Raw genomic sequence first — 26,479 nt, 5'->3', positions numbered from 1 at the left:
TGCTCGGTTAACAGAGAGAAGGATACAATTTCATTAACAAAGTTTACAAAAATTCACATAACGAAGTTTATTAAACTCAAAATAATTACACTCGAAATCACAAAAATACTTAGCTTTAAATTTTAGTCTTCAGAGTTTAGTTTTTAAAGATTTTAGTTTTTAAAGATTAATTTGTGAGGTTTAACTATAATTATGAGTCACTTTCAAGTATCTCAAACTCTCAAGATGACTGTTCCTAATGAGGCTATCTCCCTTGAGCAATATCTACGCCAACCCCAGCGCTTAGTTCAAGCAATTACCGATCCTACTCGAATGGAGCAATTGACTCCATCTCGCTTTCGCTTGAAGCTTAGACCTCTGCAATTTATGAGTTTTAAGTTTGAGCCTATTGTCGATTTGCAAGTTTGCAGAGAAGCTGAGGGGACAGTTCACCTACGTTCTCTTGATTACGAGCTTCGTGGTGCAGAGTTTTTGTCACAGTCTTTTCATCTGGAACTTGATGGTAAATTGTCATCCTATTCCCTCTTAAAAACTACAGAATTACGAGGTAAGGCTGATTTGAAAGTAAAAGTAGATGTACCTCCTCCCCTCAACCTACTTCCAAAAGCTGTTTTGGAAAAGTCTGGTAACGCCTTTCTCAACGGTATTTTGTTAACGATTAGATATCGTTTAGAACGCCAATTAGTGGATGATTATCGCCGTTGGGTTAAGGCGAACCTTGCAGGAGTAACATCATCTCCTATTACCATTTCTCCAGAAGGAAGTCTGGCTGGTTAAATCAGCAAGTTTAGCGCTGCGTACAAGTAAAAAGTAAAAAGTAAAAAGTAAAAAATCGAAATTTGACAGTTAAAAGTTGACTTCTTGTATTTTTCACGGTTTATCAATGTCGTGGCGTAATTATGTAGTGCCATATCACCGATAAAAATTTAAACAATTCTAGATATTAAACAAAATTCTTACCACAATGCATAACTCCATTGACAGAAATAATTCTTTTGGGGAAAACATCCCTGAGCTAGACATGAATTACCTACAGGAGCTATTAAAACATAATGCTCCGCGCCGTCCGTTCTACGAAAATGTAGCAATTCTTGGTTGTGGCTATGTGGGAACTGCTTTAGCAGAATATTGGCAACAGCAAGGACATTTTGTTACAGGTACAACTACTAGCCCAAACCGTATTGCATCACTTTCCCAAGCCACCTCAAAAGTGGTCTTAATGACAGGAGATGATGCTACAGCAATGAATTCTCTTCTCCAAGAACAAAATACAGTAGTGGTAAGTGTTGCTCCCACCGGTAACCGTCTTGCTGATGAAGATGTTTACTTAAAAACTTACCTGTCAACAGCGAGGAATCTAGTAAACGCATTGAAGCAATCCCCTAAAGTAAAGCAGGTAGTCTATTTAAGCAGCTGCTCCATATACGGCAATCGCCAAGGAGATTGGGTTGATGAGACGACTCCAGTCACACCCTCTAACTTAAGAAGTCAGGCGCTTTATGAAGCAGAAAAAATATTGCTGCAAGCAAGCAGCGAGAAGCAAAAAGTCTGTATCCTTCGTCTGGGGGGAATTTATGGTCCTGGTCGAGAGTTAGTCAGGATGTTTGGCGATTTAGCTGGTATGACTTTACCAGGAAGGGGTAACCGCTTTATCAATTGGATTCACCGCGATGACATAGTTGGAGCAATTGAGTTTGCTCGCTTAAATCAACTTGAGGGAATCTACAATCTAGTAAATGATAGCTACTTGACAGTCAGAGAGCAGGTCGACCTTGTCTGTTCTTATTACGGTTTACCACCTGTGTATTGGGATGGATCTGAACCGAATCTTCGTGGTAAGAGCTTGCGGGTAAGTAATGAAAAGCTGAAAGCAGCAGGATATTTGCTAATTCATCCCCAACTCTCTATGTAAGGAAAGAAAAGAAATCTCCCCATCCAGTCACAGTCATACTAAGTCCGGGTTAATTACCCCTTTTTATAATGAGAGAGGGAAGTGTGGGAGGTGTGGGAAGTGTGGGGGGAAATCCCAAAAAATATAAAGGGGTTTTAAAAATCGGATTTGGTATCACTTGGTACTGTAGTTTTCAGGCTTACCAACACTTAATCTTATTTTTCAACAGAAACAAAATATACAATCATTTCACAAACAATAACCGAGCCATGAATAATTCTGAACAACTATCTCTAGAGCAAGAATTCCACTTAAGAATGTTTGCAGATAAAGTACGGACTCTCTCCCCAGAGCAAGTACAGGATCTGTCCATTGAGCTTTATCGACAAATGATTCACAAGGACAATCTCTACCGAGAATTATTAAAAGATTATTGGGGTGTAGATTCAAATCCTCTATCAGTTTGAAATTCTGATTTCAAGTGCAGCTATACCAATTCAATAAATCATTGCAACAGATTACCCCGTAGAGACGCGACAGAGGCTAACGCCGACGCCGCAGGCTCTGTTGCGTCTCTAGAGGATTTACGTTTTACAAATTCCAAACTTTATAACTTCGTTCCACAATCAGGACAGAAATTATTATTGGGAGCATTCTTTGCACCACAGTTACCACAGAAAATTGGTTCTGTTGAAGCTTTGGGTGCTTGTTTGGGTAAACCAATCATTTGGGCATTATTTTTACCCGGAGCAATCATTGGGTAGCAGTTTTCATCTTTGGTAACTCGAACATCTACCACAATAGGACCGTTATGTGCCAGCATTTGGGCGATCCCATCTTTAAGCTGTTCCCGAGTTTCAATAACCATACCTCTGATACCATAAGCTTTGGTGAGAAACTCCACATCTGGCATCCCTACTTCCATGTTGGAGTTAGAGTAACGTTCGCCATAAAAAGCTTGTTGCCATTGGCGTACCATACCTTGCCAGCCATTATTAATAATCACCGTCTTAACGTTGATTCCATACTGAGCTAGGGTTCCAAGTTCTTGTAAATTCATTTGGAAACTAGCATCACCACTAATACAAATGACTTCTTGCTCGGGGAATGCAATTTTTGCACCCATAGCAGCTGGAACGCCAAAACCCATTGTTCCCAAACCGGCGCTAGAAATCCAACGACGGGGACCATTATTCAAAAATTGTGCAGCCCACATTTGATGTTGACCAACATCTGTTGTATAAATTGCCTCCGGTGCTTGGCGACCGATTTCGGAAATAACTTCTTGGGGGGAAATGCTATGGGGATATTGGGGTGCAACTAGGGGATATTCTTTTTTCCAGCGATTAATTAAGTTTAACCACTCTTGGTTTTTACTTGTTGTACATTCAATTCCCATATCCCGACAGCGAGCCAATAATTCTTTCAAAACTGTCTTGACATCACCAACAATGGGAACTTCGGGAGTACGATTTTTACCAACTTCAGCCGGATCGATATCTACATGAATAACTTTGGCGTGGGAAGCAAATTCATCCAGTTTACCGGTGACTCGATCGTCAAATCTTGCTCCTAAGCAAATTAGCAAATCGCAATCAGTAACTGCAAAGTTAGCATATGCGGTACCATGCATGCCCAACATACCTACAGATAGGGGATGATTTTCATCAAATGCACCAATACCCATCAATGTTGTGGTGGTAGGTATATTGAATAATTCTGCTAATTCCTTAATCTCATTGTGAGCACTCGATACAATTGCACCACCTCCTACATACATTAGAGGGCGACGGCTATTGCGAATTAATTCAAGTGCAGCATTAATCTGTCTTGGATTTCCCCGAATTGTTGGGCGATACCCAGATAATTTAACCGAACCTGGTGCTACAGGAATATAATCAAACTCTTCTAAAGCTACGTCCTTAGGAACATCAATCAAAACTGGTCCTGGACGTCCAGTGCTCGCGATATAAAAAGCTTCTGCGACAATCCGCGCCATATCTCTGGGATCGCGAACTACATAGGAGTGCTTGACAACAGGTAAGGTAATACCATAAATGTCTGTTTCTTGGAAAGCATCTGTACCAATTGCAGCCCTAGTAACCTGACCTGTAACTACAACCATTGGTATTGAATCCATGTAAGCAGTAGCAATACCGGTAACTAAATTAGTTGCACCAGGACCAGAAGTACCAAAACAAACTCCTACTTTGCCTGTCGCGCGGGCATAACCATCAGCAGCATGGGATGCTCCTTGCTCATGTCTAACTAGGATATGTTTAATTTCAGTGTCAGTGGATTGAACTTTATAAAGGTCATCATAAATAGGTAGAATAGCACCACCAGGATAACCAAAGATAAACTCAACACCATGATTTTTCAGACTATCTAAAAGTGCAAAACCACCAGACACCCGCCTGGAACTTTTACTTTTAGACTTACTGCCGTTGTTTGTTTGTTCAGTTACAGGACTGCGGGAATAGGAAACCTTGGTAGAAACACCTTTTGAAAGCACTGGCAAACCTCAGAACTTAGCTTACTTTATTATTGATTTTTATCTCGAAATTGTTATCTCGAAATTTTATACTAGTGTAAAACTTAAATAACTACTTGCATGATGTTAACTTCGCAAAACTTACTCAAACTTATTTCAGCCTTGTTTTAGTTAACTCTGCAATACATATAAAAAATATTAAATTAATTCTGATATTTTTGGTTAACTAAATAACGTCCTTTAAGACTCGACGAGTATTTCTCCAAGCCCAAATACCAATCATTGCAACTACTGCACTTATACTTATTAACGTATAACGCAAGCCAATTGCATTAGTCAAACGCTCTGTAACCAGCAATGGTACCGTTAAAGCAATATTAACTACATGGTTCTGAAATCCAAATACTTTACCGTGCATCGCAGGTGGTGTCTGCTGCTGAATCAAAGTTTGCATCGGTACTCCAATAGTTGCAGCTCCAAGTCCTAGGATGGCACAAAGTCCGAGAGCAATTAATAAGCTATGGGTAAAGGTAAAGACTGCTAAAACAAATGCCATACACAAAAAGCCAAATAATGGCAAAGGTTTATGATGGAACCTATCACCCCAATGTCCTAATATTGCTGCACCCAAGACAATCCCCACACCAGCCGCAGCGAGGAAAAAGCCAAATTGTTTCTCTTCTAAACCGAACTCTTGGGTCAACCTGATTGATAAAGCTATTAAAGCCGCAAAAACACAGTATAAAGCTGTTAATTGCAGCATTGCATTGAGGACTAAGCGATTTTTCTTTAAGTGACGCAAACTATCCTTGAATTCCATCCAAGGGTTAAATGATGTCTTAGGTTTATTTTTTATTTGGCGTCCGGCAAGATTTACAGGTATTTTTATTAACGAAGAGATTAAATATAAAGCACCAACTATAAACTCTTGTCCGTATTGATATCCAATTAGATTTTTACCCAAAGAAAGTAAACTTTCCCCTACACCAAAACCAACAATTATTGCTCCCATCATAGTGCTGGTAAACAGAGCATTTGCTGCCATCAAATTTTCTCTTTTTACTAAAATTGGGATAGCTGCTTGCTCTGCTGGGGCAAAAAACTGCACGATCAAGGAGTTACCAAAGGTAATAAATAGTAATATTAAAAACTCACGCGGTAAAAATGGAATTGCAATTGTCAAGATCCCACGGAGTAAATCTGAGCCAATCATAATTGGCTTTTTGGGAAATCGATCGACGATTACACCACCAACTGAACCAAGCAACACTGCTGGTAAAGTAAATGCCAAATATATTAATAAACGCCTGTTATCTTCTAAGGCTCCCGGTTCTGGAGGATATTTTTCCAACAAGGCGATCGCTAATACAAAAAAGATTTTATCAGCCAGTTGGCAGATTGCTTGACCAATCCACACCAACATAAAACTACGATTCTTTAGTACAGCGCCAAATCCTCGACTCACAGCAGCAGGTTCAGTTGGAAACATCAGAAAATTTAGAGTGGTAAGTTTTAGATTTAATCAGCAAAATTGAATCCATGGCGACGGAAGATAAAATATTATTCTTTGAAATTATTTTTTAAAGTTATCGATGGTCACTTCTTCCATTTTTGGTAGATTATTGTTGTATATTCTTCACTCCCTTTTGCCAAGTTGGTTTTCCGGACTAATCTTTTCGTAATGTTTCAAAAGCATATGCAAGAATTCAGAGACTGTTAAGTATGTTTTGGTACTTTTTGTTGTTAAGTTAGGATTTACCCACCATCCTCTAACAGATTGGGGCGATCGCCAAATTTCCAGATGTTCTACAGCAGGTTGGGCATAAAAGTTATTATTCCCACCACGTATACGAAGTAAACTTTGATGAGTAAAATAATCGTGGCTAATAGTGTGAATGGGAAAGTTACCAAAAAGTGGTACGCCCCAACCATCAATAGCAATAAAAGCTTTTACCCGCCCCCCTAAAAATTGCCATAAATAAGCTGCTTGTAGCCCTCCTACTACACCAGCACTAAAGGCAATGAATATAATCGGAGATTTCATATCTTCTATTTTCTCAAATAAAAAATTTAAAATATGAAATGCAGATAAAGTTTTTAAGTTATTACCTAAATAAATTAGTATTTTTACTGATGACCAACAACTGAAAATATCAGAATTGAAGTCTGACAACCCTGAGACAAAACTTTTAGTAAGTTCTATTTCATGCATTCCAGGGCAAATAATTACATTCATTACTTTTAAGTTGTAATTTCCTCACAATGAAGTCATCTCCGAGAAATTTGATAGTTGTCAATATAACACCTGCGCGCTCAAAAACTGAGATAAATAAGGGCTAGTAGTTAATTAAAATGCATCAAGAAACAAATATTAATCATAGGTGATTCATCATCAAGCTCTATGAAATAAGAGTTTAGGAAATAAGAGTTTAGTAATTGGGAGACACAACCATAGGTCGTAGTTGCTTGTGAATGGCGTAGTGCCTGTGCTCTATGCCATTAAAAACCCTGGGAATGGAACTAATTGACCCATAAATCCATAAATCTATTATTAGCCCAACATTGCCAATGGGTCTATCAAACGCGACACAAAGTAGATGACATAAGATCGGGCTTAACTTAAAGAGAATATTTAGTAAACTTTCTTATCTTTCTAAGACAAATAGTTTGTGATTGTAACTGATGTCAAAATTTTTATTAATATCCTGTCCAGGGGGATAGGATAGGTGATAATTACTGCCAAAGGAAATATACGTCGGTTACCTGACGCCCTTTCTATTTTGCTTATATTGAGGAATTTATTGTGGTTGCTACACCCGAAAAGTCACAAGCCGTTCACGCACATTCTCATGGGGACGGTCGAGTAGCCGTATTGCTAATGGGTTATGGTGAAGTGGAAAATTATGAAGATTTTGCTAATTATAATGAACAGGCTTTAAATCTGCTCACAGCTAAATTTGCTCCAGTACCGACCTGGGTATATCCACCCCTAGCAAAACTGTTAGCTTTATTTGATCGCCATGAGTGGGGTCATACACATCATGATTTTATTTCTCCCCATAATGCAATTTTTGAAAAACAAAGAGCTGGGATAGAAGAACAGCTACAAATAAAATGGGGAAACAAAGTCAAAGTTTTTAAAGCATTTAACTTTTGTGCTCCACACCTTCCTCATCAAGTGCTAGCCGAAATTAAAAAACAAGGTTTTGATAAATTATTAATTTATCCATTGCTAGTTGTAGACTCAATTTTTACTAGCGGTATTGCTTTGGAGCAGGTTAATAATGCCCTATCACAAATGGATGATGGTGAAGAGCATTGGGTAAAAGGAATGCGCTATATTCCTTCGTTTTATAACGAACCAGCTTACATTGATTTGATGGGGAGCTTGGTGGAAGAAAAAATTAACGCTGAGTTGGCTAATTCCTACTTAGCATCTGAGATTGGTATTGTGCTGATGAACCATGGCTGTCCCCATAAAGCCAAGGGTTTCACTTCTGGGATTGTTGAAAGTCAAATACTTTACGATTTGGTGCGGGAAAAATTAATTCACCGCTATCCATTAATTTCTGTGGGTTGGCTCAATCACGACACCCCATTAATCGAATGGACTCAACCTAATGCAGAACAAGCTGCAAATAATTTGATTCAATTGGGTGCTAAAGCGATCATATTTATGCCCATTGGTTTTGCCACAGAAAACCACGAAACTTTACTTGACGTACACCATATTATCCACGATCTGGAGAAAAAAAATTCAGGGATAAGTTATATCCAAATGCCATGTGTTAACGATCATGGTAAGTTCTCGTCAATGGCTGCTCAATGGGCTGACGAGCATATTCAAGCGTTGCTTTCGGAGGATGGTTCTGCAGTTAATCATCAATTACAAGCTACTCATTCCCATCACCACCATTGATTGTGAGTAATGAGTAATAAGTAAGAAGTAATGAGTAAGAAGTAATGAGTAATAAGTAAGAAGTAATAAGTAAGAAGTAATAAGTAATAAGTGAAATAAGAAGGAGTAAAAAATTACCCATTACCTATTACCCATTACCTATTACCCATTACCTATTACCCATTACCCATTACCCATTACCTATTACCCACTACCCATTACTTCTTACTCAGTTCTGGAATTTTTTTCCCTCGCAATTTTGAGGTATTCTCAACTAAACTTTGAGCAAATTTGTCGAAGCGCTCGGACAGCTTGTCGTCTAATAATTTACCTTCTGAGTCAAAAGCTTTCCATGCTTGTCCGATCGCTATTTGTTCGGGAATTACCCAAGCATGCACCCACCTAGCAATTAGTCTTAAATCATTTAGGGCGTTACTATTTGATTGACCACCTAAAACACTAATTAATCCTGTAACCTTGTCTGACAATTGCTCAAAACTCATCAGATCTAGGGCATTTTTTAAGACGCCACTAACTCCACCATGGTATTCTGGAGTAGCCAAGATTAAACCATCTGCATTTTTGACGTGACTCCGTAATTTTTCCACGTCTGGATAATCTAAATAATCATCTTTACCGTTGCAAAACGGCAAATTCATCTGCCGTAAATCTAATATTTCTACCTCTGCACCTAAAGCTTCAACTCTTTCAATTGCTAACTTTAATGCTTGTTGACTGTAAGACTGAGGTCTCAAACTGCCAGCAATACCAACTATTTTCACCATGATAAACCACCTGTAAACAATATATTTAATTGCGATATTTTCAATTCAAGAAATAATCAAAAAAGCAATTAACAAATTAGTTAACAAATTAAAAAATATTTTTTCAGACAAACCTAGACAAAAAGTATTTTCTTAAAAATTAAGTTCAAACTTAAACTTGAATATAAATTTGAGGTTCAATTAATGGTTAGCTTATTTTTTGCTTCTAAATTTTAAATTTGTTTTGCATTTTCCCTAATTATTTTTATTTGTCATCTCCTGTTTGTATCTTCCTACTTGAGAATATTGACTTTATTCCCAGCCACTTCAGAATTCCGAACCACTTTACAAATTTCTAAATACTTAAAACAAAGCAAACTCATAACGACTATGATTAAACTCTAACAATAGATCCATTGAAATGTCAAATGCTGTTCAACAGCAAACTTCTTCCATGTCCTTTTCTGTATGGATTATATGCATCGAAGAAAAGTGACATAATTGTAATTAAGTGGTACTCATCAATTCTTAGAACGATTCCTAGCTAAACGCAGAGTACCAACATACTATATATCTAAAGTTAAACTAGACTGAGAACGTAGTTATTTCAATCCTGCTAAAAGAAAAGCTAAAAAAGCCCAGTTCCCAATTCATGGTGGCTAGTGGCAAAAAACTGTTAATTAATATGGAAAGTCTTGTAGGAAAAGTATCAATGAAAAAGCGATTGTTCTTATCAGCCCAAGAAGATGATTCTCAAGTCGTCTCTGTAAATCCAGAATATATGAATTCAGGTGATAATACTGGGCGTTTGAAATCTGCTAGCAATAAAATTGGTCAAAAATCGGGGCTGTTAAAACAATCGTTTACCAAAAGCTTGGCTTTCAGTACCCTACTAGCTGCTAGTTTAGTAATTTTACCTGGATTTTTTTCTAGTACACCCGCTTTTGCACAAAAAGAAGGACAAAATGAAAAAATAGAAAAATTAAACTATGGTCAACTGATAGAAAAAATTAAAAAAGGCGAAGTTGAGAGAGTAGAAATAGATCAAACAGAGCGACTTGCAAAAGTTTATTTACCAGAAGACCCAAAAAAAGCAATAAGAGTACCGCTTTTGGATCGGAATCCCGAACTTATTAATATTTTGAATCAGAATAAAGATAAAGTTGATTATGAAGCTATTTCCAGTGCAAATAGTAAAGCTGCTTTTAGTTTATTAATCAATTTAATGTGGATTTTGCCCATAGTGGCAATTATGCTGTTGATATTGCGGCGTTCTGCAAATGCTTCTTCCCAAGCAATGAATTTTGGTAAAACCCGAGCTCGTTTTCAGATGGAAGCCAAAACTGGGGTGAAATTTGCTGATGTAGCTGGAATTGAAGAAGCAAAAGAAGAATTACAAGAAGTTGTTACATTTTTGAAGGAACCTGAAAAATTTACTGCTGTAGGTGCTCGCATCCCCAAAGGAGTTTTATTAATTGGACCACCCGGTACTGGTAAAACTTTATTAGCAAAAGCTATTGCAGGGGAAGCAGCTGTTCCATTTTTTAGTATTTCCGGTTCTGAATTTGTAGAAATGTTCGTGGGTGTAGGTGCTTCCCGCGTACGAGATTTATTTAAAAAAGCCAAGGAAAACGCACCTTGTTTGGTATTTATTGATGAAATAGATGCTGTAGGTAGACAAAGGGGTGCTGGTATCGGTGGTGGTAACGACGAACGGGAACAAACCCTGAATCAGTTATTAACAGAAATGGATGGTTTTGAAGGTAATAACGGTATTATCATCATTGCAGCTACTAACCGTCCCGATGTATTAGATGCAGCACTACTCCGTCCAGGAAGATTCGACCGACAGGTAATTGTTGATGCACCAGATCTTAAAGGACGTTTGGAAATATTAAAGGTGCACGCACAGAACAAAAAAATTGACCCCAGTGTTTCCTTAGATGCAATTGCTCGACGCACTCCTGGTTTTACCGGAGCAGACTTAGCTAACTTACTCAACGAAGCTGCAATTCTCACAGCTAGAAGACGCAAAGAGGCGTTAACAATGTTAGAAATTGATGATGCGATCGACAGAGTTGTTGCGGGGATGGAAGGTACACCGTTAGTAGACAGCAAGGTGAAGCGATTAATTGCTTATCATGAAATCGGTCATGCTTTAGTTGCTTCTTTAATTTCAGATGCTGACCCGGTACAAAAAGTGACTTTAATTCCCAGAGGTCAATCGCGGGGTTCGACTTGGTATATTCCTGGGGAAGAACAGGGTTTACTTACTAAAGCACAAATGCGATCGCTAATTGTTAGAACTTTGGGTGGACGAGCAGCAGAAGAAGTAATTTTTGGTAAAGCAGAAGTTACAACCGGTGCGTTCGACGACTTAGAAAAACTAACAGCACAAGCACGACAAATGGTAACCAGGTTTGGGATGTCTTCCTTGGGACCTTTGGCGTTAGAAACTTCCAATCGGGAAGTATTTTTAGGAGGTGACTGGATGAATCGTTCAGAATACTCCGAAGAAATTGCTGCGAGAATTGATTCCCAAGTAAGGGAGATTATCAAGCAAGCTTACGAGCAAGCAAAAGATTTATTAGCGCAGAATCGCCCATTGGTAGATTATTTAGTAGATTTATTGATCGAACGGGAAACAATTGAGGGTGAAGAGTTTCGCAAGATTGTTTCTGAGTATACAAATTCACCAGAAACTGAGTTAGCAATATCTGGTTAGAGATAAGGAGTAAGGAGTAAGGAGTAAGGAGTAAGGAGTAAGGAGTCAGAAATTTTTACTATTACCCCAATCCCCAATCCCTAATCCCTAATCCCTAATCCCTAATCCCTAATCCCTAATCCCTAATCCCTAATCCCTAATCCCTAATCCCTAATCCCTAATCAAGAATATCGCTGAGAATACATTTTACGCAAAATCATCCCGGGGTCAACATATCGGTTTCGGAATTTAAGCGACCAATGTAAGTGAGGACCAGTTGTACGTCCTGTCATACCTACACGACCGATTCTGGCTCCTACAGGAATTGTTTGACCTTTTGCAATTTGGATTCCACCTTCACGATCGAGCATGTAGGAACGACCTTGATATTTAACAACTTGTCCCTGCATATGACAGTAAGTATGTTTCCATTGCCCAGATTGTATTGTTATGTGGGTACCACAACGACCACGATCGCTAACTTTGATTACTTTTCCACCCCACCAGTTACGGATGTAACTACCCATGGGAGCAGCCATATCTAAACCGTTGTGAAATTCCACACCTGAACCACCATTGGGAGAACGACGATAGCCGAATGGAGATGTATATCCTTGGAAATTTTCTACAGGGAAAGAAGCAAATCTCCAACTATTACTAGCATTTAATACTTGGGTTTGAGCTTGGGTTTGTAGCTTTTTGTCTTGTGATGCTTTGGCTGTGAGGTTTCTCGATTGGCAAAAGATAAAAAGCGAACTAATACTTAAAATTCCAAATAAAACAAATTTTTTTCTTGAATTCTTTTTTCCTGAAATAACTGATTGGTATAATCTATTATTCATTTTAAATTATTTAGAATAATATTTTTTCGCTTTTGATCGAAGCCCAATAAATCTTGCTTTGGATGATATAAATACGAGCGGCTTGTGCTTCAATACTGAAAATAAGCGATTTCAATGTCATTTGTCACTTATTAGCCGTTACCCATTTTCAATTGGTTGCATAGATCTTCGTTGTAAATATTACATGTCAATATCCAAAAATAAATCTGCTCGCACTAAGCATCACAAATAATGTAAAATATAATATTAAGATTAATTTACATTATTTATTTAAACTTTAAGTAATAAATTTTTAGTAAATCTTTCTTAGCAAATATTTGCGTTTGCAACGCGCGGGAATAACGCAAAGTCATAATTTTTGCAACCACTGAAAAAAACATGCTGACTGATATTTTCCCCTTCAGTTTCAATTTAGACCCTGTCACCATCTCTGGTATTAGTTTGTGGTCTTTAGCACTATATTTGGGATTTTCACCAGTCAGCGAATGGTTTATTTTACAATTGAGCCGGTGGTTTAATTTTGCCGAGCGCTCTCTTTACATGAGCCAGTCGGAATATGAAAAAACCCGAAAAGCAAGAGAATCACAAAATGCCTTTTATGCTGCAATTTTTAGTATTGTGCCATTTCTCTTGATTGGTGGTTTGTGTAATTGGTTGGTCGAATTTGCTTTCGATCGCAGTTGGTCAATTAGTGTGGGAATAATTGCTTGTATTGGTTGCGGAGTTTACGAACTTGGACGTAGAAATGGACAGAATGGGGAATAGGGAAAGGGAATAGCGAATAGGGAACAGGAGTAGATAGCATAAGGATTGGAGTCCCCTGTTGTATTTTGTTGTTATCAAGTAGTAACTGTTGCACTAGAACCTAATTTGGCTACTAATTTGACATTAAATTCTTCTTCAAACACAACTTTGCTGTAGTCCAAACTCCATAATTCCAAGGCGCAATCATCATTAATATCGGATGGGAATAATTGAACCTGAAATTCCCGCTTTGCTGAGTCATATGTACACTCAACTTTTGCGATCGCACCATTTTGGCGTTTATCTAAAGCTGTGGCGATTCTTAATAAGGAACTAAGTTGACTAACTAGCTCCCGATGTTCTTTGTGAATTAAATTTCGATAATTTTCATGCTTCTTCTTGGGAGCTGATTTGCGATGGTAACGAGCCAAATTAGCAATTATTTCAATTTCGGTTTCGTTATAGCCGAGTAACTCACTATTACGAATTAGATAGTAAGAATGCTTGTGATGGGCGCTATGACTGACGTAATAGCCACAATTATGTAGTATTGCTGCAGCCCACAGTAATTCCCGGGCTTTGCTATCCCAGTCATGTAACGTGTATTGTGTTTGGTCGAATAAACTCAGAGCAAATTCAGCTATGCGATCGCTATGTTCGGTGTTAACTTGAAATTTTTGTGCGGCTTTAACAATATTTCGTTCGCGCACACTACTTTGATATCGTAGGCGATTTTCGATGAAGCCATTTTTGAGCATCCAGTCAACAATCACACCTTCCCTTAAAGCCCGTTCACATATTTTAATTGACCCCACATTTAAAAGTGCCATTGCTTCTTGTAAAACAATGGCACCTCCAAGTATAACTTCTGACCTTCTGTCTGGCATTCCAGGAATTTCTGCTCGCTCCTTATTATCCATTTTCCGAAAGCGATGTATCCATGTTTGCAAATCTGAGAAGGTAAATTCGTAACCATTAAGTGTGGATGGTTCTACACCTAACTTATTTCTTACATCTATTGCTGCGATTGTCTCAATAGTTCCGGATGTTCCAACTAAACAAGGGTATGTCCCATTTTTTAGATTTACCTTAATCTCATCTGCAGCACGTTCGAGTTTTCCCCTTGTATAAGCTTGGAGATAATCAAACTCAGAGGTACTAATAGGATCGGTGGTAATAAATTCTTTTGATAGTCGCACTGCACCAACTTTAGTGCTGGTGAGAACTTTTTCTTCTTGGGAATCACACAAAATTAATTCTGTAGAACCCCCACCAATATCAATAATAATATGTGGCTGTTCGGCAAACTCCATACCCGAAAGTACGCCCAAATAAATACGTCGGGCTTCTTCTTGTCCGGAAATTAAATCAACATCTAAACCCAATTCTTTTTTTACACGTTCGAGGAAATCTCTTCCATTAGGGGCTTCCCGGATTGCGCTGGTTGCTACGGCGATTATTGCTTCAGCATTGAGGGTTTTGGCTATTTCTTGAAAGCGAGCTAAAGCATGGATTGCTCTTTCCATCACCTCTAATTTCAGATTGCCCGTTTCTGGTTCTCGGTTACCTAATCTGACTGTTTCTTTTTCTTTACCAATGATGCTAAAAGATGGCAGTTTCGGTTCAATTTCTACTACTACCATGTGTAAGGAATTAGTTCCTAAATCAATAGCAGCAATGATTCGATCTCCATCGGCTGTTGGAGTAGTCATTTTGTCCCAACTAGCCAAAACAGAATCAAGCATTTATGTGTCTCCCAGATCGGTGAATAGTTATTAAAAGTTTGATTATTTGATTGGTGCGTCGGCACTATTATCTAAAACAATTCAAATAGAACAAATAAGAATGAACTATTTGAAATTTTAAGGTTTGAAAGTTTAAGGTTTGAAGGTTTAAGGTTTGAAAGTTTAAGGTTTGAAAGTTTAAGGTTTGAAACTTGAAAATCTAAAAGTCTATTTTTATTTGGTTATAAACCTTATACTAGTAACCCATCAAGAGAAAAACTCTGGGGGATAAGATCGTCCAAATATTAAAACATCACACTCTACATTTCAAATTTTCCATTATTTTGAATTTAAAGCTTTTACTTCTATTTAATTTTATTGTTTTAATCGTATGCTTTTAACTTTATGGTTGTATTTTTATAACTTTAATTTTGTCATCGCTAATTTTGCGATCGCTAATTTTGATTTTATAGATAGTAAATAAATACATCTTCTAGTTGTAAAGAAGTGTGACAAAATTTATTTGTATGTAGTCTTAAATTTATCAACTTGCTACCTATGGTTAATACGCCCCTAAACAATTCCGAACCATTATGGTTAAAGATTGTCAAGCTTTTGCGATGGCACAAACCAGAAGGAAGATTAATCTTGATGATTCCGGCGTTGTGGGCAATATTTTTAGCAGCGAATGGTAAACCACCCTTACCTTTAATTGGAGTAATTATCCTGGGAACTCTTGCTACTAGTGCAGCAGGATGTGTAGTAAATGATTTATGGGATCGAAATATTGATCCGGAAGTGGAAAGAACCAAAACTCGTCCCTTAGCTTCCCGTGCTCTTTCGGTTAAAGTTGGTATTGTTGTAGCGATTATCGCCCTTACATGTGCTTGGGGTCTATCTCTTTATCTTAACCCTTTAAGTTTTTGGTTATGTGTTGCATCTATACCAGTTATTATTTTATACCCTGGGGCTAAACGTGTATTTCCAGTACCCCAATTAGTACTTTCCATTGCTTGGGGTTTTGCTGTTTTAATTAGTTGGAGTGCGGTAACTCAAAATATTTCTCTTTCTACTTGGTTGTTATGGGGCGCAACAGTAGCTTGGACCTTGGGATTTGATACAGTTTATGCTATGAGCGATCGTGAAGATGACCGACGTGTTGGTGTTAACTCCAGTGCTTTATTTTTCGGTAAATACGTATCAGAAGCAGTAGGAATTTTCTTTATTATTACTGTGGGTTTATTGGCTGATTTGGGTTTTGTCACCCGTCTAAATCCAGTGTTCTGGGTAAGTTTGACATTAGCTACTGCAGGTTGGATATGGCAATATTTTCGCCTCAAGCAACCAGATTTACCCAACCCTGTCTATGGTCAAATGTTCCGACAAAATGTCTGGATTGGATTTATTTTGTTAGCTGGAATGATTGTTGGCAGCTTTTGACAGTTAGTTACTAGTTACTGATTGCGAAGCAGATACCTACAGCATATCGTCAATTACCCATTACCCATTACTCACTACCCGTTACCCATTACCAATTTTTCAAAACCGAATTTTTACTGAGATAAATTGAAGATTATGTAAATATATTGAGAATTAAACCCTTAGACATCATGAATTTTGATATTAGTTAAGTGTATCCCGCAAAACTTGGATGCATTTAGCTAATATTAATGAATAAAACGCATTTTTTTAAAATAGTCCTCCTTTTTGTAATGTCTTTGGGTAGCATTGCGATTCTTGGAGGGAATTTTAATTTAAATCCAAGTTTGTTCAAACAAGCTTTTGATAATGATGGTAGATCGGAAAGAATTACTGATGCATCGCGTTATGAAGAAATTCGTAGTTCAATTTGGTCTCAGCAGGAACTAGTCAAACATTTTCCTGCTGTCATTCCCCCAAATGCAAGTAATACAAAGTTTGTGTACTATCCGGGAAACTTACAAGGGGGAAGTTTCTTACAACTGAAAATGAAGTTACCTCAAACAAAAATTAAACAGTTACTTGCACAATATCGTCAGATGTCGCGACGCAAATATCAAGGTGGTAACACCAACGACCATTTAAACCAAAAAAAGGGATTACCAACAACTTTTTTTCATACAAGTGATGATGACACAGAATCTTTTCCGCCAACCTATGAAATATTAGTCTTAGGAGCACGCGATAAAGGAAACGCTAGTTTTAAGTGGAATCACGGTGATAGCTATGGCGTAGCGATTGATAGATTTGCATCTGAAATTGTTTATTGGGCAGAAGTTTGGTAGGTTTTATATTCAAGAATACAGTTAACTGTTAACTGTACCCATCAGGGCGTGGCGTTAGCCATAAACTGTTAACTGAGTAGTCGTTAACTTCTGAAAACGTGAATCATGGCGAATATTATCAAAATTGGGATCGTTATATGCTAAAAATCGGTAATTAACTGTTTCTGCTAAATTTTGTTCTTCGACTATTTGAATTGCTTTTTCTAAATTTTCCAGAGCTAATTCGATATTTCCCTGGATTGCATAAATACTAGCTTTTTCATAAACAGCAGGATCGTATTCTGGCTCTATTTCTAAAGCTCGATCACAACTATTGATTGCTTCGTCTCCCCAACCTAAATTTTGCAGAACTCGACCGCGATTAGTCCAAGTTTGGGGATTTTTACTATGAATTTCTAGATCTTTGTTATAACTTGAAAGCGCTTCTTCATAAAGACTTAACTGTTCTAGAACCAGTCCCCGGTTAAACCAAGCATGTTCCGATCTCGGATTTAATTCCAAAGCTCGATCATAAGCAGCTAGACTTTTGTCATATACACCTAACTGCAACAGAATGTAAGCTTTGAGATTCCAAGCTTCTTCCATTTCCGGAGTCATTTCTAAAGCTTTATCCAGTAAGATATTAGCTTCTTGATAATTTTCACTGCCATTATGTATTAATTCTTCAGCCCAAACATACCAACTTTGACCATACTGAAGAGAATCAATACAATCTTGTTCGTCCTCAGGATTTACAGTTTCTAAAGAATTAGAATGTAAATGACAAACTAATGCTTCTTCAAATCTTTGTAGCTGAATTAATGCCATACTGCGTTTGAATAAAGCTTGATAAGCATTGGGCTCAATCGCCAAAACTTGAGCGTAACTTTGCTCTGCTTCTTCAAAATCACCTAATTTCCAAGCAATGTTACCTTTAGTTTCCCAAATTTCCGAAGCTTGAGGAATATATTTAAGTGCTCTATCACAATTAATCAGCGCTTCTTGATATTGCTCTAAATTAGATAAGGTAATAGCCCGGTAATACCAAGCCATTGGTGATTCTTGGTAATATTCCAAAGCTCGATCGTAATTAGCGATCGCTTCCCTATCTTCACCTAGATTTAGAAAAGCACAACCTCGTTGAAACCAAATATTATGAAAGTCAGATTTGATACTTAAAACCCGATCAAAACTTTCAATTGCTTCCGAATATTGTTTCAAAGCGGAGAGTTCTTCACCTCGTAACAACCAGGTTTCCCAATCATTGGGGTCATTTGCAATTAAACTATCGTAATGAGCTAATCGTTTTGACCTCAGCCTTTCCAACCGTTCCCATAAGGTGTCAGGGCTAATCCAGGTATAACCAGATTCCGAGTCACGAATTTGCAATGCAGTCTCATAGCATTTTAATGCTTCATCGTCAAGCCCCAAACCTTCATAAGCAATCCCCCGTTCTTCCCAGGTTGCCCACCAATCAGGTTCAGCAGCTAACACTCGGTCAAAACTATCAATTGCTTCTTGATAGCGCTCCAAATTAACTAAACAGCGACCTTTTTCCACCAAAGCAGAATAATCATCGCTCTGAAGTGCTAGTACCTTATTATAGCTATTTACAGCTTCCTCAAAACGTCCTTGGTGTGCCAGGATATTTCCTTTCTCTCTCCAAGTATCAGCATTTTGGGGTTGAAATTCTAGGGCTTTATCCAGACTAGCAATGGCGTCTGGATACATATCCAGTTCCATTAAACTGTGACTTCTTTTGACCCAAGTTTCGCTATCGTCAAATTTAATAGCTAATGCCCGATCATAACTAATTAGTGCTTCTTCATAACGTTTCTTATTATGTAAAGCATTACCTCTGGCTTCCCAAAGTGAGCGGTCGTAAGGTTGAAACTCTAAACCTCGATCAAAGTTAGCAATTTCTTCTTCATCAGCTCTGATATAAGAATCATCGCCTTCATCATAACGTTCTAAAGCATACATAACATCACCACGTGCTCGCCAAAGTTGGTGGTCGTGGGGATATATTTGTAAAGCTTCGTCAAAGCACTCGAGAGCAGCTTGATAATTTCCTGCATCTAAGTAGCTTAAACCTTTCTCAAAAATACTTTCTACAGCATTTATGGTACTTTGCTCCATAATCCTCCACCTAAAGTAAATACGCTTAGATTCTAGATGCTCAAAGGAATATTTATCCAGAAATTGGGGATTGGGAATTGGGAATTGGGGACTGGGGACTGGGGACTGGGGACTGGCGATTAGATTTCCAAATAGAAAAATCTACATCATCAAGGGGTGACCTTAGTGATAAACGATCGCCTTTTATCGTTAATCAGTAACTGTTAGATTTTAGCAACTGGTAATTGGTAATTGGTAATTGGTAATTGGTAACTGTAGCCCTTAGGGGCTAGGCGTTAGCCATATACTGTTAACTACTAACTTGTTAACTACTAACTGCTAACCTAACAAATTTTTCCAATCGATCCATTCCTTTCTCGATAGTTGTCATATCAGTGGCGTAGGAAAAACGAATGTTACTATCTGCACCAAAAGCTATACCGGGTATACTTGCAACTTGATATTCGTCAAGCAATTTACTGCAAAACTCTAGAGATTTGAGTCCGGTTTCACTGATGTTAGGAAACAGATAAAAAGCACCATCTGGTTTTTCACAACTTAGTCCGGGAATTGAGTTTATTCTCGCGAACATAACTTCCCGACGCTTGGCGAATGCTTGACGCATTTCTTCCACACAGTCTTGAGAACCTTCTAAAGCTGCGATCGCGCCATACTGAGCAAAAGTACAAACATTTGATGTACTATGACTTTGAATATTGCTCGTAGCTTTAATTAAATCCACTGGTCCAGCTAAATAACCAAGACGCCAACCCGTCATTGAATAACCCTTTGCAAAGCCATTACTAATAATGGTTCTGGAAAATATTTCCGTTCCTAAGGAACCAATACTAATATGTTTTGCCCCATCGTAAAGAAGTTTTTCGTAAATTTCATCTGAGACTACTAAAATATCTGTTTCGACGATTACTTTCGCCAAAGCTTCAATTTCCCCAGGCGAGTATACCATCCCTGTTGGGTTAGATGGTGAATTCAAAACAAATAGCTTAGTCTTGGGGGTAATTGACTGGCGTAACTGTTCGGCGGTAATTTTGTAACCTGTGGAAGCATCTGTTGTGACAATGACGGGTGTTCCCCCAGCTATTGTGACCATTTCTGGATAACTTACCCAATAAGGTGCGGGAATGATGACTTCATCTCCCGGTTCAATCAGCGCCATCATCAAGTTAAATAAGGAATGCTTACCACCATTAGTGACAATCACATTTTCTGATTTGTAATCAAGATTGAGATCGCGTTTGAGTTTGTGAGCGATCGCTTCTCTTAATTTTGGTTCACCTGCTGCTGGACCATATTTAGTTTTTCCTTCGTCCAATGCTTTTTGAGCAGCAGCTTTAATATGGGCTGGCGTATCAAAATCAGGTTCTCCAGCACTAAAACTACAAACATCAATTCCTTCTGCTTTCATCGCCTTAGCTTTTGCAGAGATGGCTAAAGTAACAGAAGGTTTTACTCTATCGACTCGATTTGCCAGCTTCATTATTTATTTCCAACGGCAATTTTCTCAGTTCTTCCAGAATACCCCAGAATTCAGATGGGAATCGATCGTAGCCGTGATTTTTTTTGGAGGGGATTGGCGATTAGGGACTGGGGATTGGCGTTAGCGCCTAGCGTAAGCGTACCGTAGGTATTGCGTGACGCGACAGCGTCATATGGGGATTGGCGATTGGGTAATGAATGAGTAACTCCCCACTTATTACTCATTACTCATTACTCATTACTCATTACTCATTACCCACCTTAAACATTAAACCTAAACAACATAACATCACCTTCTTTAACGATATAATCTTTGCCCTCACTGCGAACTAAACCTTTTTCTTTAGCTGCGGACATTGAACCTGTGGAAACTAAGTCATTGTAAGCAACGGTTTCTGCACGAATGAAACCCCGTTCAAAATCGCTGTGAATTACTCCTGCTGCTTGTGGTGCTGACATTCCCGCTTTAATTGTCCAAGCACGAGTTTCTTTTTCCCCTGAAGTGAAGTAAGTCCGCAAACCTAAAAGTTCGTAGGTCGCCCGAATTAAGGATTTTAAACCACCTTCTTTTACTCCCAAAGATTCGAGAAAATCACCTCTTTCTTCTTCTGGTAATTCAACTAATTCTGATTCTACCTGTGCTGAAACGATCGCCACTTGAGCATTGTCTTTCGCAGCTATTTGCCTGACCTGCTCGACAAATTCATTGCCGGTTGCGAGGTCATCTTCTGAAACATTTGCTGCATAAATAATTGGTTTAGCACTGAGCATTCCCAATGGTTTAATTACTTCGGCTTCTTCTTCTGTTAATTCAACTTGACGAACTGATTTACCTTCATTTAGTCCTGCAGCTAATTTTTCTAGGATTGCTAGTTCAGCTTGAGCGTCTTTATTAGCCCGTGCTTGTTTGCGTACTCGTTCGATGCGGCGTTCCACTTGTCCGAGGTCTGCTAAAACAAGTTCCAAATTGATAACTTCTACATCTCGTTCTGGACCGATTCCACCAGCTACGTGAACGATATCATCGTTTTCAAAACAACGTACCACGTGAACGATCGCATCTACTTCTCGAATGTGGGATAGAAATTGGTTACCCAATCCTTCTCCTTGACTAGCACCTTTAACTAATCCAGCAATATCTACAAATTCTACCCGCGCCGGGATAGTTTGCTTAGAACTAGAAATATCTGATAAGGTATTGAGCCTTTCATCTGGTACAGAAACAACACCGACATTAGGTTCAATGGTACAAAATGGAAAGTTTGCAGCTTCAGCTTTAGCATTTGCAACTAAAGCATTAAATAAAGTAGATTTTCCGACGTTAGGGAGTCCGACAATACCAGCTCTTAGCATTTTGGGTTCGAGAATTTAAGATGAGAATTTAGAATTTACAATTCAGATTTAATCTTAAATCTTATTATCATTTTGAAGTAATTTTTGTGGAAGGAGTCAGAAGTCGTAGAGACGTAGCATGCTACGTCTGTACAGGAAGGAGTCAGGAGTCAGAAGTCAGAAGGAGTTACCAATTACCAATTACCAATTACCAATTACCCATTACCAATTACCAATTACTCATTACCCATTACTCACACAAAAGTGTTATCACAAACAAAAACTCCGCTACTAGATACTTTATGGGAGTATGTAAACAAACCCCATGCTCCTTTTTACACTCCCGGTCACAAGTTAGGGAAAGGGATTTCGTCAAAATTAAAAGAATATTTTGGTCAAGCTGTATTTAAAGCAGATTTACCGGAATTAACGGACTTAGATAATCTTTTTGCTCCGGGTGGAGTTATCCAAGAAGCACAGCAACTTGCTGCAGAAGCTTTTGGTGCATCTCATACTTGGTTTTTAGTTAATGGTTCTACCTGTGGGATTGAAGCTGCAATTTTGGCGACTTGCGATCGCGATGATAAAATTATTTTGCCGCGTAATGTTCACTCTTCAGTAATCTCGGGTTTAATTCTCTCTGGTGCAATTCCAATTTTTATCGAGCCAGAATACGATCCGGTTTTAGATATTGCTCATGGTGTCACGCCTCATTCTGTGGAAGTTGCATTAAAACAACATCCTGACACTAAAGCCGTGATGGTGGTTTACCCGACATATTATGGAACCTGTGGAGATATAACTGCGATCGCAAATCTTGTTCACAAATACAATATTCCTCTACTAGTAGACGAAGCTCACGGAGCTCACTTTGCTTTTCATCCCGAGTTACCGATTTCCGCTTTAGCTACAGGTGCTGATTTAAGCGTACAATCCATTCATAAAACTCTTGGGGCGATGACACAAGCGTCAATGCTCCATGTCCGGGGTAACAAAATAGATATTGAACGAATAAGTAGAAGTTTACAACTTGTACAGTCTACTAGTCCTAATTATTTATTAATGGCTTCCTTGGATGCAGCGCGTCAGCAAATGGCTGTGGATGGGAAAGAATTGATGTCCCAGACTTTACAACTTGCTCGAACAGCGCGATCGCGGATTAGTGAAATTCCTGGTTTATCTGTTTTAGAAAAACCTTATTCATCTGCAAAAAATTTTGAATCGGGGAGAAAGAAACTAGGAAAATATTCCCCAGGATTTGTTGCGTTAGATGAAACCCGATTAACTGTTAACGTTTCTGGTTTGGGTTTGACGGGGTTTGCTGCTGATGAAATTTTGGAAGAAAAATTAAGGGTATATTCTGAATTAGCATCTTGGCGAAATGTTACTTTTATTATCAGTTTGGGTAATACTCAAGAAGATATTGATCGCTTGGTGGAAAGTTTCGCTACTCTTGCGAAGATGATTCCATCATCTCTAATACCAATTAGTAGTAAAGGTGCAACATTTGATATCCCCCCAAACCTCTTTAATAAGGACAAACAGACAGCAACAAAACCTCATTCCTTTTCTATCAAGGAAGATAACAAAGAAAGTGGACTTCTAAAAATCTCACCTCGGGAAGCTTTTTTCGCACCCACACAGATGTTATCTTTTGAAGAAGTTGTAGGACATATCAGTGCAGAAACTATTTGTCCTTATCCCCCAGGAATTCCCGTGTTAATTGCAGGGGAAGTCGTAACTTCTGAAGCATTAAATTACTTGGTAAAAATTCAGGATATGGGCGGATTTATTAGTGGTTGTACGGATAGTAGTTTGAAAACTTTTAAGGTTGTAAAGTTGTGATTTTCTAGATTATATTGCGATCTCCGTAAGATTTCGCTTTGTTATTACTTTATCCAAATTCCTTGTAGATATAAAACTGTAACTCGCCAGAAGTATCACACTTGTTATAACCTGCAGCAACGATAAACTTTTACTTACGCTTGTTACGATCTAATTCAATAATACTATGTTGTTTTTGTTCATGTATCTGTTTCATATATTCTCTATGTATGCAAGCTAAATCAGGATCTCTTTCCTGGTAAGACAAAGCACAGCCTTTAAATTTCTTCTTAATTTTTATGAATGAAGGCTTTTTTCTTAATTTAGCTTGTTTTGTAAAACTAGAATGGGTAGATTTTATTTTCCCTTTCGCTTCCTTATTGGTTGATAATATATCGCTTTCATACTGATGTAATCTAACATTTTTGTATCTTTCATATAATCGTTTTAAACAAGTCTCACTTTGTTTGGAATAAAATCCTATGAATGAATCTGAGTTGATAATTTGAAACGAGTTCAAAATTTCAATATCATTGTTATTGTCAATGCAAGTTACTAAGCGTGACGACTGTCCGTATTTATATACTTTTGGATCGTATAAACAAAGTGTTATCTTTGGTGACAATGGCAAGAAGACTTGCAATCCAGTTGCAGCAATGCTTGTAACTTCAGGATGTTCCAGGTCTCGGTAGAGCCAGTTGTAGATGAACACAGGATGATCTGATATATAGAATTCTAATTGAGTTTCGTTTTTGATAATGTGATATTTTAAATCTTCTAAAAGCACAGCATCAATCACTCCTTGAAAAGCCAACAAAGAGGCTAAATGGTCGGGATGAAAATTGAAGCTTCCTGCACTTGCCATTTCTGGGTCAAATCCATTTAAGCTAAGAAGTTGCCGTACCACTGACTCAAGATGTGAATTTACAAATAAACTTGCCCTTTCACTAGCTTCAGGTGTTCTATAGAAGAGGGATAAGATAAAATGTTGTAAAATTAATTTTTCTTTGTTGACTAAATCAAAATTTCCATTAATAATTTTATCTATTATTCGTGAAGCTGGAGTTTCAATTTGGTTAGCTAGAAAATCTTCAGTTTGATTATCTTTATCATAAAAATAGTTTTCTGAGAAAGCATTCTTAATCGGTTGATTATATCTGAGTTCTGATCTATAAGTATCAAATATATTTATTTTTTTCTTGCTCTTTTTTTTCCCATTAGCAAAATGCTTAAGAAGACACTGTGGTACATAATGCTGATTCTTTGTTATCTGTTTGTTCATTTATATAATTCGTGTTTCTATTTAAAAAAATAGATTATTGTAACTTATTTTATCTTTTTTATCCCAAGTTTTTATTATTAAACAACCGTAAAATTTCTATATCACTTAAAATGTAGCTAGTATGAAATAAATGATAAGTATTGCATATTTTTACCAGTAATTTTCAGGTCATTTTGATAATGGAAAAAATTATCGTCATCACAGGTGGTAGTCGCGGTATTGGTGCTGCTACCGCTCATCTTGCTGCCGAGCGAGGTTATGCTGTTTGTGTTAACTATCTCCATAACCAAAAAGCTGCAACAAGTGTTGTTGATTCAATCGAAAAACTTGGAGGTAAAGCGATCGCTGTTGCTGCTGATATTGCTTCCGAAACTGATGTAATTAATCTCTTCAACACAGTGGACGAACAACTAGGAAAAGTAACAGCATTAGTTAATAACGCCGGAATCCTAGAACAGCAAATGCGAGTGGAAAATATGGATGGCGATCGCCTGAATCGAATCTTTACAACAAATATAACTGGGGTTTTCTTATGTTCCCGAGAAGCTATTAAACGCATGCCCAGCAAAAATGGTGGTGCAGGAGGAGCGATCGTTAATGTCTCATCAGTTGCTTCTCGGCTTGGTTCTCCTGGGGAATATGTAGACTATGCAGCTTCCAAAGGTGCAATAGATACAATGACAATTGGGTTAGCAAAGGAAGTTGCTGATGAAGGTATTCGCGTGAACGCCGTACGTCCAGCTTTTATTTATACTGAGATTCATGCAAGCGGTGGTGAACCAAATCGTGTTGAGCGAGTCAAAGAATTTGTTCCGATGAAACGAGGTGGTCAACCAATTGAGGTTGCAAAAGCTATCCTTTGGTTATTATCAGATGAAGCTTCTTACACAACAGGTTCATTTATTGATGTTACAGGAGGAAAGTAAATGGGTCTAATAACTACAACCAAGTAAGTGATCGAGTTTCTCTCAATTTTTTTTCAACAGCTTGTTTAACTGCTTCAATCTCTAACTACTGGACTGACACAGCTAAAATAGTGCATTAGCAAAATCCAAAAATCATTAATTGAAATAAATTTTAGGACAAATCTATTGCATCATTTTAGGCGTGTCAGTCTACTAC

General features: G+C 37.9%; 22 protein-coding genes. 11 read left to right on the top strand and 11 right to left on the bottom strand.

The genetic code is table 11. From position 1 onward, the window contains the following. Positions 1-192: 192 nt before the first annotated feature. From QNJ50_RS21620 to QNJ50_RS21610, 3 genes are all read left to right on the top strand, one after another. A complete protein-coding gene (locus QNJ50_RS21620; RefSeq protein WP_300639269.1) occupies positions 193-777 on the top strand; it encodes a DUF1997 domain-containing protein in 585 nt (194 codons plus the stop codon). Positions 778-964: 187 nt separating this feature from the next. Beyond that, positions 965-1,912, top strand: a complete 948-nt coding sequence (locus QNJ50_RS21615; protein ID WP_300639266.1) for an SDR family oxidoreductase — start codon at positions 965-967, stop codon at positions 1,910-1,912. 68 nt (positions 1,913-1,980) lie between these two features. Beyond that, positions 1,981-2,358, top strand: a complete 378-nt coding sequence (locus QNJ50_RS21610) for an NblA/ycf18 family protein (RefSeq protein ID WP_300639263.1) — start codon at positions 1,981-1,983, stop codon at positions 2,356-2,358. 140 nt (positions 2,359-2,498) lie between these two features. On the opposite strand, the gene ilvB is transcribed toward QNJ50_RS21610, so the two are convergent. From ilvB to QNJ50_RS21595, 3 genes are all read right to left on the bottom strand, one after another. Next, the gene (gene ilvB / locus QNJ50_RS21605; protein ID WP_300639260.1) at positions 2,499-4,406 is read right to left on the bottom strand and encodes a biosynthetic-type acetolactate synthase large subunit; all 1,908 of its coding nucleotides are present in this window, start codon (positions 4,404-4,406) and stop codon (positions 2,499-2,501) included. Positions 4,407-4,611: 205 nt separating this feature from the next. Continuing rightward, a complete protein-coding gene (locus QNJ50_RS21600) occupies positions 4,612-5,874 on the bottom strand; it encodes an MFS transporter (protein WP_300639257.1) in 1,263 nt (420 codons plus the stop codon). 147 nt (positions 5,875-6,021) lie between these two features. Then, positions 6,022-6,621 (bottom strand): hypothetical protein, encoded by a 600-nt coding sequence (locus QNJ50_RS21595; RefSeq protein WP_300639254.1) that lies wholly within the window; start codon positions 6,619-6,621, stop codon positions 6,022-6,024. Between the two features lie 567 nt (positions 6,622-7,188). Between QNJ50_RS21595 and QNJ50_RS21590 the strand changes: the two genes are divergently transcribed. Further along, positions 7,189-8,304 (top strand): ferrochelatase, encoded by a 1,116-nt coding sequence (locus QNJ50_RS21590; protein WP_300639251.1) that lies wholly within the window; start codon positions 7,189-7,191, stop codon positions 8,302-8,304. 197 nt (positions 8,305-8,501) lie between these two features. On the opposite strand, the gene QNJ50_RS21585 is transcribed toward QNJ50_RS21590, so the two are convergent. Continuing rightward, positions 8,502-9,068, bottom strand: a complete 567-nt coding sequence (locus tag QNJ50_RS21585) for an NADPH-dependent FMN reductase (protein WP_300639248.1) — start codon at positions 9,066-9,068, stop codon at positions 8,502-8,504. Between the two features lie 760 nt (positions 9,069-9,828). Between QNJ50_RS21585 and ftsH the strand changes: the two genes are divergently transcribed. Further along, entirely contained in the window at positions 9,829-11,772 is a 1,944-nt protein-coding gene (gene ftsH, locus QNJ50_RS21580) for an ATP-dependent zinc metalloprotease FtsH (RefSeq protein ID WP_300639272.1), read from the top strand. A 161-nt stretch (positions 11,773-11,933) separates the two neighbouring features. Here ftsH and QNJ50_RS21575 read toward each other — a convergent pair whose 3' ends face one another. Continuing rightward, positions 11,934-12,593 (bottom strand): M23 family metallopeptidase, encoded by a 660-nt coding sequence (locus tag QNJ50_RS21575; RefSeq protein WP_300639245.1) that lies wholly within the window; start codon positions 12,591-12,593, stop codon positions 11,934-11,936. A gap of 378 nt (positions 12,594-12,971) precedes the next feature. Here QNJ50_RS21575 and QNJ50_RS21570 point away from each other — a divergent pair, with 378 nt between their 5' ends. Then, a complete protein-coding gene (locus tag QNJ50_RS21570) occupies positions 12,972-13,358 on the top strand; it encodes a hypothetical protein (protein WP_300639242.1) in 387 nt (128 codons plus the stop codon). 74 nt (positions 13,359-13,432) lie between these two features. Here QNJ50_RS21570 and QNJ50_RS21565 read toward each other — a convergent pair whose 3' ends face one another. Next, a complete protein-coding gene (locus QNJ50_RS21565; protein ID WP_300639239.1) occupies positions 13,433-15,082 on the bottom strand; it encodes a Ppx/GppA phosphatase family protein in 1,650 nt (549 codons plus the stop codon). A 537-nt stretch (positions 15,083-15,619) separates the two neighbouring features. Here QNJ50_RS21565 and QNJ50_RS21560 point away from each other — a divergent pair. Next, positions 15,620-16,501, top strand: a complete 882-nt coding sequence (locus tag QNJ50_RS21560) for a 4-hydroxybenzoate solanesyltransferase (RefSeq protein ID WP_300639236.1) — start codon at positions 15,620-15,622, stop codon at positions 16,499-16,501. Positions 16,502-16,773: 272 nt separating this feature from the next. Further along, positions 16,774-17,325: a hypothetical protein gene (locus QNJ50_RS21555; protein ID WP_300639233.1), complete on the top strand. Its 552-nt coding sequence runs from the start codon at positions 16,774-16,776 to the stop codon at positions 17,323-17,325. 54 nt (positions 17,326-17,379) lie between these two features. Here QNJ50_RS21555 and QNJ50_RS21550 read toward each other — a convergent pair whose 3' ends face one another. From QNJ50_RS21550 to ychF, 4 genes are all read right to left on the bottom strand, one after another. Continuing rightward, complete coding sequence (locus QNJ50_RS21550; RefSeq protein ID WP_300639231.1) at positions 17,380-19,443, bottom strand: tetratricopeptide repeat protein; 2,064 nt, start codon at positions 19,441-19,443, stop codon at positions 17,380-17,382. Between the two features lie 304 nt (positions 19,444-19,747). Beyond that, positions 19,748-20,920: a pyridoxal phosphate-dependent aminotransferase gene (locus QNJ50_RS21545; RefSeq protein ID WP_300639228.1), complete on the bottom strand. Its 1,173-nt coding sequence runs from the start codon at positions 20,918-20,920 to the stop codon at positions 19,748-19,750. A gap of 50 nt (positions 20,921-20,970) precedes the next feature. Then, on the bottom strand, positions 20,971-21,144 hold the full coding sequence (locus tag QNJ50_RS21540) for a hypothetical protein (RefSeq protein ID WP_300639225.1): 174 nt from the start codon (positions 21,142-21,144) through the stop codon (positions 20,971-20,973). Between the two features lie 36 nt (positions 21,145-21,180). Further along, on the bottom strand, positions 21,181-22,272 hold the full coding sequence (ychF, locus tag QNJ50_RS21535; RefSeq protein ID WP_300639222.1) for a redox-regulated ATPase YchF: 1,092 nt from the start codon (positions 22,270-22,272) through the stop codon (positions 21,181-21,183). A 118-nt stretch (positions 22,273-22,390) separates the two neighbouring features. Between ychF and QNJ50_RS21530 the strand changes: the two genes are divergently transcribed. Further along, a complete protein-coding gene (locus QNJ50_RS21530; RefSeq protein WP_300639219.1) occupies positions 22,391-22,546 on the top strand; it encodes a hypothetical protein in 156 nt (51 codons plus the stop codon). Beyond that, on the top strand, positions 22,516-24,096 hold the full coding sequence (locus QNJ50_RS21525) for an aminotransferase class I/II-fold pyridoxal phosphate-dependent enzyme (RefSeq protein ID WP_300639216.1): 1,581 nt from the start codon (positions 22,516-22,518) through the stop codon (positions 24,094-24,096). The genes QNJ50_RS21530 and QNJ50_RS21525 overlap by 31 nt, the downstream gene beginning before the upstream one ends. Before the next feature lie 130 nt (positions 24,097-24,226). Here the strand turns inward: QNJ50_RS21525 and QNJ50_RS21520 are convergent, their stop codons facing one another. After that, positions 24,227-25,357, bottom strand: coding sequence for a DUF4238 domain-containing protein (locus tag QNJ50_RS21520; protein WP_300639213.1), 1,131 nt, complete (start codon positions 25,355-25,357; stop codon positions 24,227-24,229). A gap of 179 nt (positions 25,358-25,536) precedes the next feature. Between QNJ50_RS21520 and QNJ50_RS21515 the strand changes: the two genes are divergently transcribed. Next, on the top strand, positions 25,537-26,283 hold the full coding sequence (locus QNJ50_RS21515; RefSeq protein ID WP_300639210.1) for an SDR family oxidoreductase: 747 nt from the start codon (positions 25,537-25,539) through the stop codon (positions 26,281-26,283). The last annotated feature ends 196 nt before the right edge of the window (positions 26,284-26,479 follow it).

It is taken from the genome of Mastigocoleus sp. MO_188.B34, from assembly GCF_030065675.1.
In the GTDB taxonomy this organism is placed as follows: Bacteria; Cyanobacteriota; Cyanobacteriia; order Cyanobacteriales; family Nostocaceae; genus Mastigocoleus.
The sequence above is the reverse complement of the archived record's forward strand: the minus strand, read 5'-3'. Positions and strand labels throughout refer to the sequence as shown.